A 13522-nucleotide genomic window follows, 5' to 3' on the forward strand; every position below is an offset into this window, starting at 1 on the left:
TGTCACACTTACCTTCCGTATGCGACTTCCGCCCCACATTCTCGTGGTCAACGGCATCAAGGTCCGCCGGCCGGTCTTCCTGCTGGGAGCTCCGCATTCCGGCGCGGACCTGCTGGCCCGTGCCCTGAAACGCTCCCCAGGCTTCCACGTGACGATGGGCCGCGCGAGCGTGGCGCACGTGGTGTACGCCTTCGCCCGCAAGCCGTCCATCGGCCGCACCTCCGGCGCCGTGCGCGTGCTGCGCGACGCGCTCGCCGAGTCGTGGCAGGTGCTGCCCGGCTCCTGCGGGCACTGCGCCCAGCCGTGCAGGGAGGCGGGCGGCGTCACCGGCGCCGGGCCGTGCGTGGCCACCGGCGACATCGTCAGGTTCGGCGACGGCAGCCCCGATCTGATCTACAGCGCCCCGGTGCTGCTGCAGGCGTTCCCCGACGCCCGGTTCGTCCAGCTCATCCGGGACGGCAGGGACGTCGCCGCCGACATGCTCGACGACTCGGCCTGCCTGGCCTGGTTCCGGCCGGCGATGCTGACGAAGCAGACCGAGTTCCCCAACGCGTTCCTGGGCGTCAACAAGGACGAGCACCTGAACCGGTGGAAGGGCATGCCGGCGGCGGGCAAGTGCGCCCTGCGCTGGCGCAGCGCCGTGCGCCTGAGCGCCGAGCTGCGCAGGACGCTGCCCGCGGAGCAGCTGATGACGCTGCGCTACGAGGACCTGGTGCTCAAGCCGGCGCAGGCGGTGGCCACGCTGGCGGAGTTCCTGGAGACGAGGGTGTCCAAGGTCCCGTTGTACGGCCGCGCCGCCAAGGCCGGCTCCTGGCGCTCCCGCCTCCGGCCGGCCGACCTGGAGCTGGTGGAGAAGGTGGCGCGCGAGGAGCTCACGCGGCTGGGCTACCTGACGAGCTGAACTGGGTGCGGTAGAGCTCGGCGTACAGCCCGCCGCGGGCCAGCAACTCCTCGTGGCCGCCGCGCTCGGCGATCCGGCCCTCGTGCACGACCAGGATCTCGTCGGCCTCCCTGATCGTCGACAGCCGGTGGGCGATCACCAGCGACGTACGTCCCTCCAGCGCGGTCTTCAGCGCCACCTGCACGGCCGCCTCCGACTCGGAGTCGAGGTGCGCGGTGGCCTCGTCGAGCACCACCACGCGCGGCGCCTTGAGCAGCAGCCTGGCCAGCGCGAGCCGCTGCTTCTCGCCGCCCGACAGCCGGTAGCCGCGGTCGCCCACGACGGTGTCGAGCTGGTCGGGCATGCCCTCCACGAGATCACCGATCTGCGCGGCCCTGAGAGCCTCCCAGATCTCCTCGTCGGCCGCCTCGGGCCTGGCGTATCGGAGGTTGGCCGCGATCGTGTCGTGGTAGAGATGAGCGTCCTGCATGACCACGCCCACGGTGTCGCGGAGCGAGGCGAGCGTGGCGTCCCGGACGTCCATCCCGTTGATCCGGACCGCGCCCTCGTTGACGTCGTAGAGCCGGGAGACCAGCGACGTGATCGTGGTCTTGCCCGCGCCCGAGTGACCGACCAGGGCGATGAGCTGCCCGGGCCGGGCCGTGAACGACACCCCCTTCAGCACGGGGTGCGAGGGGCCCGTGTCCTGCCTGGCCACCGACTCCAGCGAGGCGAGCGAGACCTCCTCGGCGGCCGGGTAGCGGAAATGCACGTCGTCGAACTCGATCGTCACCGGGCCCTCCGGCACCGGCGTCGCGTCCGGCTTCTCCGCCACCATGGGCTTGAGGTCGAGGATCTCGAAGACGCGGTCGAAGCTGACGAGCGCGGTCATCACGTCCACGTGCACGTTGGACAGGGACGTGAGAGGGCCGTACAGGCGCATCAGCAGGGCGGCCAGGGCCACCAGGGTGCCCAGCTCGAAGGCGCCGGAGACGGCCAGGACACCGCCGATGCCGTACACCAGGGCCGTGGCCAGCGCCGCGACCAGGCCGAGTGCGACCCGGAACACGGTGCCGTACATGCCGACCGTCACACCGACGTCCCGGACCCTGGCGGCCCTGCTGCCGAAGATCGCGGCGTCGTCCTCAGGGCGGCCGTACAGCTTGGCGACCATGGCTCCGGCCACGTTGAACCGCTCGGTCGTGACCGAGCTCATCTCGGCGTCCAGCTGCATCTGCTCGCGCGTCAGCGCCGACATGCGCCGGCCGACGAACTTGGCCGGCACGATGAAGACCGGCAGCAGCACCAGCGCGACCAGCGTCACCTGCCACGACAGCACCAGCATGGCGCCCAGCACCAGGATCAGGCTCACCACGTTGGACACCACGGACGACAACGTGCTCGTCAGCGCCCGCTGGGCGCCGATCACGTCGGTGTTGAGCCTGCTGACCAGCGCGCCGGTCTGCGCCCGCATGAAGAACGCCACCGGCATGCGCTGCACGTGGTCGAACACCTCGGTGCGCAGATCGTAGATCAGCCCCTCGCCGATGCGGGCCGAGAACCACCGCTGCACCAGCGTCAGCCCGGCGTCCACCAGCGCCAGCGCGGCGATCGCCACGGCCAGGCCGACCACGACGCCCGGCTGCTTGGGCAGGATGCCGTCGTCGATGATCGCCTTCATCAGCAGCGGGTTCGCGATCACGATCACCGCGCCCGCCACGACGAGCAGCAGGAACGCCACGATCTGCTTCGTGTACGGGCGCGCGTAGCGGGCTATGCGCCGGACCGTGCCGGGGCGCAGCCGCTGCTTGGTCACCGAGCCGTCGCGCCGCAACGACATCATCACATTGGGGCCGAAGCCGCCACCCATCATCGCCATTCGGGGGATCCTCCTCCCCCGGAGCAGCGCCGCCGAGCCGTACGCCGATTCCCCGCTCAGCTCACCGCGTAATCCCACCTTCCCAGCACACTACCCCCGGCCGTGCGATCAGCGATGGCGGGCACCGCACCCCGGTCACCCGCCGGGTGGGTGCCGGCGGGTGCGGTCAGCCGAACAGGGCCTTGATGCGCGCGGCCTGTTCCAATCCTTCGGCCACGCTCTGCTCCTCCAGAGTGCGGGCCCTCGCACCCTGGAGGAGTCGCTTGGTCGCGACAGCCGCGTCCCGGTTGGTGGACAACAGCTCCGCGATCTTGTCTTGTACGGCTTGATCCAGGTCGCCCCGAGCGACCACTTTCTCGGCGAGGCCGATGCGCATGGCCTCGTCCGCGTGCACGGTCCTGGCGGTCAGGCAGATGTCGATCGCCTTGGCCAGGCCCACCAGCTCGACCAGGGGCTTGGTCCCCGTCAGGTCGGGCACGAGGCCCAGTGCGGGCTCTTTCATGCAGAACGCGACGTCATCGGCGACGATCCGCAGATCGCAGGAGAGCGCGAGCTGGAATCCCGCGCCGACCGCGTGGCCCTGCACCGCGGCGACGGAGACGATCTCCGGCCGGCGCAGCCACAGGAACCCCGCCTGAGCCTGCCTGACGCGCTGCCCGAAGTCCGCGCCCCCGATCGCGGCCGCCGAGCTGAACGAGCCCTGTCCGGGCACCCCCTCAGATGTGAACATTCGCAGGTCGATCCCTGCCGAGAAGGACGGTCCCTCACCTTTCACGACGACGACGCGCACCTGCTGTGGCAGGCTCTCGCCGATACCAGCCAGCGCCGACCAGGTCGCGAACGTCTGTGCGTTCCGCTTTTCCGGCCGGTCCAGCGTGATCGTCGCTATCTCACCGTCCACCTCGAAGCGAAGCCCGATCTCGGCCAATCGCTCGGCAGAGACGTCCTCCGCATACCCCCCACGCTGTTGCGCCTGTGCTTCCGTCATCGTCCGCTCCCGCTGTCTGAGTGCTGCCCGTCGCGCCCGAGCCTACAGAATATGATTCTGGATGGCCCGGGCGCGACGGCGGCTGACTAGGGACGGGCGGCTGCGGTCGCACGTTCCGAGGCGGCCGTCAGCGCTTGGACTTGCCTCGGGTCGCCCCGCCGCGCCCACGCAGAGTCACACCGGACTCGCTGAGGATGCGGTGGATGAACCCATAGGACCGACCGGTGGAAGCGGCCAGTGCACGGATGCTCTCGCCCTGGGCGTAGCGCTTCTTGAGATCGCCGGCCAGTTTCTCCCGGTCGGCCCCGGTTACCCGGGTGCCCTTCTTCAGTGTCTCGGCCACGAGTACCTCCTGTAGTGCCGGACTTCCGCAGCGTTACTCCGCCATGATCAGTCATTTCAGCGGGATCGGCTACCTACTCCACGGGAAAAGATCCGTACCCACTCAAATTAAGATCAGGCAAGTGCCACAAGATCGGAAAATTCGTCGCTCCATGCGTCTTCAGTTCCGTCCGGTAGCAAGATCACCCTATCTGGTGACAGGGCGTCAACGGCACCCTCGTCATGTGTGACTAGGACGATTGCTCCTGAATACGACCTCAGAGCGTTGAGAACCTGCTCCCGGCTGACCGGATCGAGGTTGTTCGTGGGCTCGTCGAGGAGGAGGACGTTGGCACTCGAGAGCACCAGCATGGCCAGCGCCAGCCGGGTCTTCTCGCCGCCCGACAGGACGCCGGCGGGCTTGTCGACGTCGTCGCCGGTGAACAGGAAAGAGCCCAGGACCTTGCGCAGCTCGGTGTCGGTGAACTCGCCGCCGGCCGAGCGCATGTTCTCCAGCAGGGTGCGGCCGGCGTCGAGGGTCTCGTGCTCCTGCGCGTAATAACCGATCTTGAGGCCGTGTCCCGGCCTGATCGCACCGGTGTCGGGCTGCTCGATGCCGCCCAGCAGGCGCAGCAGCGTGGTCTTGCCCGCGCCGTTCAGCCCGAGGATGACAACCCGGTGACCTCGGTCGATGGCCACGTCGACGTCGGTGAAGACCTCCAGCGAGCCATAGGCCTTGGACAGACCCTCGGCCGTGAGCGGGGTGCGCCCGCACGGCTGCGGATCGGGGAAACGCAGCCGCGCGACCTTGTCGCTCTGACGCTCCTCCTCGGTGCCGGACAGCAACCGGTGCGCCCGGCGCATCATGTCCTGGGCCGCCTTCGCCTTGGTGGCCTTGGCGCGCATCTTGTCGGCCTGCGCGAGGAGCGCACCGGCCTGCTTCTCGGCGTTGGCGCGCTCGCGCTTGCGGCGCTTCTCGTCGGTCTCGCGCTGGGCGAGGTACGCCTTCCAGCCGACGTTGTAGTGATCGATCACCGACCGGTTGGCGTCCAGGTGCAGGACCTTGTTGACCGTGGCTTCAAGAAGCCCGACGTCGTGACTGATGATCACCAAGCCACCTTGATGAGATCGCAAAAAATCACGAAGCCACCCGATTGAGTCCGCATCTAGGTGGTTTGTCGGCTCATCAAGAAGGAGAGTTTCCGCGCCACTGAACAGAATTCTGGCCAATTCCACACGCCGGCGCTGACCCCCGGAAAGCGTTTGCAACGGCTGTGTCAGCACCCGGTCCGGCAGTCCCAGGCTGGAGGCGATGGAGGCGGCCTCGGCCTCGGCGGAGTACCCTCCCAGCACGTGCATCTGGTCCTCGAGGCGGCCGTACCGCCTGACGGCCTTCTCGCGGGTGCGGTCGTCGGCCGAGGACATGCCGAGCTCCGCCTCGCGCAGCTTGCGCAGGACCTCGTCGAGCCCCCGCGCCGACAGGATGCGGTCGCGCGCCAGCACCTGCAGGTCGCCGGTGCGCGGGTCCTGCGGCAGGTAACCCACGTTGCCGCTGGTGCTGACGGCGCCGGCGGCGGGCAGGGCCTCGCCCGCCAGCACCTTGGTCAGCGTCGTCTTGCCCGCGCCGTTGCGGCCGACGAGCCCGATCTTGTCGCCGGGGTTGACCCGGAACGAGGCTTTCTCGATGAGCAGGCGCGCGCCCGCGCGCAGCTCGATGTCATTGGCGATGATCATGGTGGCGGAGCACTCCCGAGCTAGGAAACGAGGGATTGGGGCGTGGGTGCGACGCCGATCAATCGGGAGTATGCATACGCATCAGTGTAGGGCCCCGGCGCAGGGGACCACTTCTGATTAACGTTCCGCCAGGTGCTCGCCGATCAGCGCGAGGTTGTGGATCGCCGCCAGGCCGTACTGCGCGGCGCCGTTGGTGCTCACGAACGGCGCCTCCCGCACCGGTGACAGGACCTCGGGGCCGTCCACCAGCGTGAGCTCCCAGTTCTCCTGGCGCTGCATCGGGTTGGTGTTGAGCTGGTCGCCCTCGTCGCGGCCGAATTTCCGCCACGCCCACGCGGCCAGCCCGGCGTCGCCGGTCCTGGCGGCCGCGTACGCGGTGAGCCTGCTGTGCGCCTGGATCAGCGAGATGCCGCTCAGCCGCTGCCCCACCTCGGCCTCCTGCTGCTCGGGGGTGGCCAGGTAGAGGCGGCAGTAGTCGAGCCACGCCCGTTCGAACCCGGGCACGTCCAGGTCGAGCGCGATCAGCTCGGCGCAGATCTCCGGCAGCCCGAACAGCGACGACAGGTGCGAGACAGAGATCTTGTCGGTCGAGGTGTCGAACCGCCCGGTCTCCAGGTTCAGCCGGGCCTCGCCCGTCAGGAAGCCCTGCGGCAGCGCGCCGATGCCGGCCATCGTGCCCAGCAACCGGTCCCTGGCCCGCTCGTCGCCGTGCCGCTCCCACCGCGTCAGCCAGGCCGCCGCCAGCGAGCCCCAGTCGGTGCCGAGGCCGACCGACAGCGCGGCCGGGTCCGGGGTGTAGACGTCGTGGCGCACCTTGCGCTGCGGGTCGATGACCGTGAACGTCTCCTCGGGCACGCTGAGCTCGTCCATCAGGTCGCCGGTGCGCTCGTCGGCGGTCAGGTAGTAGTAGAACCGGCGGTAGGCGGCGTTGGAGATGCGCAACTGCTTGCAGCTGCAGCCCCAGTGCTGCACGTTGTGGCGACTGCCCAGGCCCTTCCACCGGCCCAGGTGGTAGACGTCGACCTCGCCGGTGTGCCGGGTCATGGCCTCGGCGAAGCGGAAGACGCCGGCCCGGCCCGTGCGGAGATACTGCAGCCACAACCACAGGTCGGGCGACAGCTCCGAGTTGTCCCAGGCGTAGCCGCCCACGTCGTAGCGCCAGGTGTGGCGGTCCGGGTCGTAGGTGTGCATGACGTCGCCGTAGTCCCAGAACCCGTACCAGCGGCGCTGCTCGCGTTCCCTGACATACAGGTCGAACAGGAAGTCCAGGCGGTCCTCGATCGCGGCGTGCGCGGGCGTGGAGCGGTCGGGCAGCTCCCAGACGCCGAACACGCCGGCCTCGCGCATCCGCTCGGGTGAGGCGGCCGGCAGGCCGGGCTCGTTCATCGCGGCCGCGTAGCCGGCCAGGTCCTCGGACGACGGTGTGGCGTCCAGGGCACGCAGGGTCAGCTCATGCGTCCGCGCCACGCCGTGGGCGTCGCCGAAGCCGGGCTCGTAGTCCTCGTAGGTGATCTCCAGGCCCTCCAGCTGCTCGGCGAAGGTGTCCTGGCCCATCCCGTCGTGGTAGAACCGCAGGTCCATGGCGGGGGCGGAGGGCGACCACAGCCAGACGGTGGCGGTGGCCAGGCCGGTGGCCGCGTTCCTGATGTCCAGGCGCGTGGGGTGCAGGCGCCAGAAGTCGCGCAGCCCGAAGCCGAGGCCGCCGCTGACGCCGCCGACGTAGCCGTAGCCGGCCGAGCGGGTGCCCGACGGGATCGTCACCCAGGCGTGGCCTTCGGCGGTGCGTTTGCGCAGCGTGAAGCCGTCGGCGGAGCTCTGGTCGAGCGTGTGGTCGTTCCAGGCGGGGATCAGGTGCAACCGGTTGCCGACTTCGGGGTCGATCGCCCCGCACGGCCTGCCCGCGACCTGCGCCCTGCGTACGGACTCGCCGGGGTCGCGGCGCAGCCCCGTCAGGCCGCGCACGGCCTCGGTGAGGAAGCCGCCCTCCGCGCCGGCCAGCCGGACGTGCCGGTCGTGGAGCTCGTCGCGCATGACCACGTCGGCACGCAGGCCGAGCCCGGCCAGGAAGTCCCTTTCGGGGTCACCGTCCCAGACGAACGTGTGCATGATCCGCACGTCCTCGGCGCCGGCGTAGAAGTACAGGCGGACGGTGAACGGCAGCCAGTCGCCGTGACGGCCCTCCAGGCGCACCACGGCGCGCACGGGACCGTCCTGCTCGACCGTGACGCTCTCGACCACGCCCGTGGCCTGCTCGCGGGCCACGGGGCCGCCCTCGTCGGGGGTGGGCTCGCTCTGCCGGAGGCTGACCAGGCGGACGTCCCTGGCGATCTCGCGGCTCCCGCGCGAGACCGACCGGGCCAGCGTGCCGCCGCTCCTCTCGATCGTCCAGGTCACCACGCCCGTGCCTACGGTCAGCACGCCGCCTTCACGGACGACGGTGACGGGCGTGGCGGGTGCGGCGGGCTCGCGGCCGGGCTCCAGGCGGTACTCCGGGGAGTCCGCCTGGGCGCCGATGGCGTGGGCGGACCATTTGACCGAGCCGTCCGGCCAGGTGGCGGTCACCCAGCTCTGCACGGGCACCGCACGGCCGTCCGCGCCGGCCAGCGCGAACGGCGTGCCGGGCTGGACCGTGCCGCGCGGCCACGGGACTCCCCAGGTCGCCCCCTCCTGACCCGGTCGGTCCAGCCAGCGCAGTGCGGTCATGTCTCTCCTTCGATCGTCGCCCGGGCCGCCCGCGTGTGACAGGGTGGGCGGCCCGGCGGCGGGTCACTCCTTGACGCCGCCGAGCAGCACACCCTTGGTGAAGTGCTTCTGCAGGAACGGGTAGAACAGCAGGATCGGCAGCGTCGCGATCACCACGATCGCGAACTTCAGCCCTTGCTCGGGCGGCACGAACGTCCTGTCCATGTTCGCCAGCACGTCGGCCTGATCGGCGCTGGTCATCTGGCGCACCAGCATCTGCAGCGTCCACTTGCTGGGGTCGGTGAGGTACAGCAGCGGCGACATGTAGTCGTTCCAGATGGCCACCGCGTAGAACAACGAGAACGTCGCGATGATCGGTTTCGACAAGGGCAGGACGATCTTGAAGAAGACGCCCATCTCGTTGCAGCCGTCGATGCGCGCCGCCTCTTCCAGCGCCTGCGGCAGCTCCTGGAAGAAGCTCTTCACGATGATCAGGTAGAACGGGTTGATCGCCAACGGCAGGATCAGCGCCCAATAGCTGTCCAGCAGCCCCATGTCGCGCACCACCAGGTAGGTGGGGATCATGCCGCCGGAGAAGACCAGCGTGAAGATAACCAGGTTGAGTATCAGCGTCCGGCCCGGCAGGTACCGCTTGGCCAGCGGATACGCCATGGTGAACGTCAGCACCAGTTGCACCACCGTGCCGACCGCCGTCACGACGATGGTCGTGAGCAGCGCGCGGACGAAGGTGGGGGTGGAGAAGATGAACGTGTACGTGTCCGTGACGAACTTCTCCGGCCACAGGAAGAACGGCCGCGAGGCGATCTCCGACTCGCTCGCGAAGGACCCCGCCAGCACGTACAGCAGCGGCAGCACCGTGACCAGCGCCAGGCCGACGAGCACGACGATGTTGAACACGTCGAAGGTGCGGCTGCCGAGCGTGTCGTACTCGCTGTTCAGCTTCTTCTTGGGCTTGGGCCTGGTCAAAGTATTAGTCGACATGCCGGGGCTCCCTTAAAGCAGTCCACGCTGGCCGAGGCGCTTGGCCAGCCAGTTGGAGCCGAAGATCAGGATGCAACCGACGACGCCCTTGAACAGGCCGACGGCGGTGGAGTAGCTGATGGCGCTCTGGGTGATGCCGGTGTAGTAGACGTAGGTGTCGAACACGTCGGCCACCGAGCGGTTCAGCGAGGTGGTCATGAGCCAGATCTGCTCGAAGCCGGTGTCCAGCAGGTTGCCCGAGGTCAGGATGGCCATGACGACGATCGTGGGGCGGATCGCGGGCAGCGTGACGTGCCACAGCTGGCGGAAGCGTCCCGCGCCGTCCATGCGCGCGGCCTCGTACAGCTGCGGGTCCACGCCGGCCAACGCGGCCAGGTAGATGATCGTGCCCCAGCCGGTCAGCTTCCACATCTGCTGCAGGATGATCAGCGGGCGGAACCAGTCCTCCTGCGCCATGTAGTCGATCTTCGCGGTGTCCCCGGTGAGGTCGCGGATCCACCCGGAGATCACCCCGAAGTCGGCCGACATCAGCAGGTACGTCAGTGAGAAGACGATCGTCCAGGACAGGAAGTGCGGGATGTACATCACCGACTGGATCGTGCGCTTGAGAATGTTGATCCGCAGCTCGTTCAGCAGCAGCGCGACGATGATCGGCGCGGGGAAGATGAAGACCACGGTCAGGAGCGCCAGGTACAGCGTGTTGAACATCAGCCGGCCGAAGTCGGGGCCGGTGAACAGGTCCTGGAAGTGTTTGAAGCCCACCCAGGGGCTGCCGGAGTACCCCAGGAACGGCACGAAGTCCTGGAAGGCGATGGTGATGCCGTACATCGGCAGGTACTTGAACAGCGCGAAGTAGACGACGCCCGGCAGGACCATCAGGTACAGCCATTTGTAGCGTGCCAGAGACGCGCCCAATCCCGGCTTCCGGCGGCGGCGGCCGGTCGCGGTTGCCGCCCTCGAGGGAGGCGGCGCCAGGTCGGTGGCCACAGCGGCCTCCTTTCATGGAAGGGCCCGGGCACGGTGGCCCGGGCCCTTCAGGCGGGTCAGTTGGTGCCGAGCTTGGAGACCAGGTCGTTGATCTCGGCGGCGACCTGCGTGCCGCCGCTGTCGTACCAGCGCTTGATCTCGCCCTTCAGCTGCTCCTCCGTCATCTCACCCGAAAGGAACTTGATCCGGGCGTCGGGGATGATGTCGTCGAGCTGCGCGCCCTTGGCGACCTTGGTGGGTGACACCACGGGCAGCGCCGGGTTGAACACGGCCGTCTTGAGGTCCTCGTTCATCAGGTCGAAGCCCAGCTTGATGATGTCCTTGTACGGCTGGCCGGACGGCGTGCGCGCGTAGGCGAGGCCGCCGTACGTCGTGTCGCCCTGGAAGCCGAGCTGGGTGAAGGCCTGGTCGACGTTGTCCTGGACGACCCGGACCGCGGGGTCGGTCTCGTTGATCAGCGCGGCGGTGTCGCCATCGGCCTTGAAGTTGCGGCCCTCGATGCCGTTCTGGACCAGGACCTGGCCCTCCTTGGAGCCCAGCTTGTCCAGGACCTTCAGGATGTTGTCCAGGTCCTGATCGGTCCGCACGGTCTGCTTGGAGATCGCGATGGCGTCGTTGTAGCCGGTGAACGGCAGGGAGAACTTCTTGCCGTCGGAGCGCTTCAGGTTGCCGACCATGGCGACCCGGTCACCGTAGTCCTTGTCGCCGTCGTCCCTGAACTTGTCGAGCAGCGCCCGGGCGCGGACGTTCACGTCGATGATGATGCCGCCCTTGCCCTGGAAGAACGGATCGTCCCACTTGGCCGTGTCGTAGCTGGCGAAGTCCGGGTTGACCAGACCCTCGTCGATCATCTTCTTCAGGAACTTGTTGGCCTCGAGGAACTCGGGGGTGTCGAAGCCGGGGACCAGCTTGCCGTCGCGCTCCCCCCACTCGTTCGGGGCGCCGAACCAGGTCTCGAGCGTGTCGTAGGGGCTGGCGCTGGCGTACTTGCCCGGCCACTTCGGGATGATCAGGCCGTAGGTGTCCTTCTTGCCGTTGCCGTCGGGGTCCTTCTCGGTGAAGGCCTTGGCGATGGTGTAGAGGTCGTCGACGCTCTCGGGCAGCTTCAGGTCGAGCTTCTCCAGCCAGTCCTTGCGGAGCATGACCGCCGAACGCAGCATGGGCCGCATCCTGGGGATGGCGTAGGACTTGCCGTTGATGGAGGCGTTGAGCGCGCGGCGCTCATCGATCGGCTTCAGGTTCGGGTACTTGTCCAGCTTGTCGGTCAGGTCCCAGAACGCCCCGGCCTGCGCGGCCTTGACGAACGCCGGGCCGTGCGGGTCCACGACCATGAGCTGCGGCACGTTGCCCGAGGCGAGCGTGACGTTGACCTTGTCGGGGTACTCGGCGTTGGGAACCCAGGTGACCTGGAGCTTCTTGCCGAGGAACTTCTCGACCGCCTGCTGCATCTCGCCCTTCGGGTCGGGCGCGGCGCCGAACAGCTTGGTCATGATGGTCAGCGTGTTCGGGTCAGCGGCGGGCGCTTCACCGCCGGAGCAGGCCGAAGCGGTGAGGGCAGCCGTTAGCGTTAACGCGGCGGCGATGAGCCGCCGGCGACGGGATGCGCTCATGAGTTCCCTTTCGAGTGCAGGCGCGCCTCGTTCTCTTCAAAGAAGCGCAGGCAGAGCCACGTGTTGAGATAGATCCACGCGCCGATACTGATCAACGCCGCGAGGACGGGCGCCGCCGAGGTCGCGTAGGCGATGGCTGAGAGCACCAGCAGCAACAGCACGGACGAAGCCGGACGCATGAGCGCTAGCTGGCACGCTTTGGGCACGTAGGCCCACAGCGGCAGGTCGTAATGCACATAGAGCGGCCCCACGTACGCCCCCACACCGGCCAGTGCGATGAGCGCCACCAAGGTCGCGATCCGCAACGCTCCCGCGCTGGGCCCGAGAGCGGAGAAGTACAGGTAGTTGCCGATCAGGACGGTGGCGGCCAGCGCCATCGGCAGGACCAGCAACGACGCCCGGACGAACTCCCGTCGGTAGACGGTCCAGAATTCGCTCCAAGCATGAAACGTTTCACTCCGGGCGTGCCGCCGAGCCAGCGTGTAAGCGGCTACGGTAGCGGGCCCGAGCCCGAGGATCACGCCCCCCGCGAGGGTGAAGACGATCCAGATCAGGTTCAGGCGAACCGCCCAGATAAGCTCTGAGCAGGCAGCTTGAATCCTGATCGACATGGCGGGATGGTTCATCCGGCACCACCTTCTCGTGGCATGTGCACGGACACGGGGGTGGGTTGTTGCACCGTGGTTCCTGCCTAGTTACAAGCCAGTGAACGGCGGTTGGTGCGAAATTAGTGTTGAATCGACTCAAAGTCAATGTCGAGACACCCGCAGATTTCCGTACTCTCCGATCAGCGGAGCCATCTGCCGGAACCCGACCTTGCCTCCTGCCAGGGCGGAACCGCCGATCGAGCCGTCGTCCTCCCAGCGGAACGAGACCAAATCGTTGATTGAGAAGGTGATCTCCGCCCCCTTGACGTCGAGGCGGATCGCGTAGGGGCCCTGGGCGTCGAGCACGGCCGGCAGCGGGTCGGGACCCTGCGCGACCAGGTGGAAGCCGTGGCTCTTGCGCAGGTTGCAGGTGTGCAGGGCGCGTTCCGACTCCCACATGCGGCGGAAGTAGGAGACGTGGTAGGCGTCGATGTCGCCGTGGTGGTACTGGTCGTACGGGCCGTTGCGGGCCGCCAGGGCGGGGTCGAACAGGTCCTCGCCGTTCCTGCCCCTGGCGTGGAAGAACATGATCGCCAGGCCCGGCTCCCTGATCGGCCAGAAGTCCCACTCCACGCGTATGTCCGCCGGGAACTCCTCGGGGCACCACAGCACCAGGTTGGCCGCCTGGCCGTCGGACGGCGGGCGCAGGCTCTCCAGCCGCATCCGCCCTTGCGGAAACGACAGGGCGCCGTCACCCTCCATGCGGAAGCCCGCCAGGTCCTCGGGGGAGGCGAGCGGGTTCCGGTAGATCTCGATCAACAGGAACTCCTTCGTAGGTTCCGGCTCGGCACA

11 protein-coding genes are annotated in these 13522 nt (G+C 68.3%); 1 reads left to right on the forward strand and 10 read right to left on the reverse strand.

Translation table 11 applies throughout. The features are described from left to right. Positions 1-19 precede the first annotated feature (19 nt). Entirely contained in the window at positions 20-901 is an 882-nt protein-coding gene (locus tag ACIBX3_RS26950; protein ID WP_397121560.1) for a sulfotransferase family protein, read from the forward strand. Here ACIBX3_RS26950 and ACIBX3_RS26955 read toward each other — a convergent pair. From ACIBX3_RS26955 to ACIBX3_RS27000, 10 genes are all read right to left on the reverse strand, one after another. Further along, positions 873-2759 carry an ABC transporter ATP-binding protein gene (locus ACIBX3_RS26955; RefSeq protein WP_397121561.1) on the reverse strand — a complete coding sequence of 629 codons (1887 nt, stop codon included), beginning with the start codon at positions 2757-2759 and terminating at the stop codon, positions 873-875. The two genes, ACIBX3_RS26950 and ACIBX3_RS26955, sit on opposite strands and share 29 nt — an antisense overlap. Positions 2760-2925: 166 nt before the next feature. Further along, positions 2926-3747: an enoyl-CoA hydratase/isomerase family protein gene (locus ACIBX3_RS26960; RefSeq protein ID WP_397121563.1), complete on the reverse strand. Its 822-nt coding sequence runs from the start codon at positions 3745-3747 to the stop codon at positions 2926-2928. A gap of 127 nt (positions 3748-3874) precedes the next feature. Then, positions 3875-4090, reverse strand: coding sequence for a helix-turn-helix domain-containing protein (locus ACIBX3_RS26965; protein ID WP_125642298.1), 216 nt, complete (start codon positions 4088-4090; stop codon positions 3875-3877). Between the two features lie 113 nt (positions 4091-4203). Further along, on the reverse strand, positions 4204-5802 hold the full coding sequence (locus ACIBX3_RS26970; RefSeq protein ID WP_397121565.1) for an ABC-F family ATP-binding cassette domain-containing protein: 1599 nt from the start codon (positions 5800-5802) through the stop codon (positions 4204-4206). A gap of 117 nt (positions 5803-5919) precedes the next feature. Further along, positions 5920-8505, reverse strand: coding sequence for a Tat pathway signal sequence domain protein (locus ACIBX3_RS26975; protein WP_397121567.1), 2586 nt, complete (start codon positions 8503-8505; stop codon positions 5920-5922). A 63-nt stretch (positions 8506-8568) separates the two neighbouring features. Then, on the reverse strand, positions 8569-9486 hold the full coding sequence (locus ACIBX3_RS26980; RefSeq protein ID WP_397121568.1) for a carbohydrate ABC transporter permease: 918 nt from the start codon (positions 9484-9486) through the stop codon (positions 8569-8571). A gap of 12 nt (positions 9487-9498) precedes the next feature. Continuing rightward, a complete protein-coding gene (locus ACIBX3_RS26985) occupies positions 9499-10473 on the reverse strand; it encodes an ABC transporter permease (RefSeq protein WP_397121570.1) in 975 nt (324 codons plus the stop codon). Positions 10474-10529: 56 nt separating this feature from the next. Then, on the reverse strand, positions 10530-11963 hold the full coding sequence (locus ACIBX3_RS26990; protein WP_397121572.1) for an extracellular solute-binding protein: 1434 nt from the start codon (positions 11961-11963) through the stop codon (positions 10530-10532). Positions 11964-12079: 116 nt separating this feature from the next. Further along, entirely contained in the window at positions 12080-12709 is a 630-nt protein-coding gene (locus ACIBX3_RS26995) for a YesL family protein (protein ID WP_397121573.1), read from the reverse strand. A gap of 123 nt (positions 12710-12832) precedes the next feature. Next, positions 12833-13489: a DUF1961 family protein gene (locus ACIBX3_RS27000; RefSeq protein ID WP_397121575.1), complete on the reverse strand. Its 657-nt coding sequence runs from the start codon at positions 13487-13489 to the stop codon at positions 12833-12835. Positions 13490-13522: the final 33 nt, after the last annotated feature.

Origin of the sequence: Nonomuraea sp. NPDC049480 (assembly GCF_044465905.1) — a bacterium.
Lineage (GTDB): Bacteria > Actinomycetota > Actinomycetes > Streptosporangiales > Streptosporangiaceae > Nonomuraea.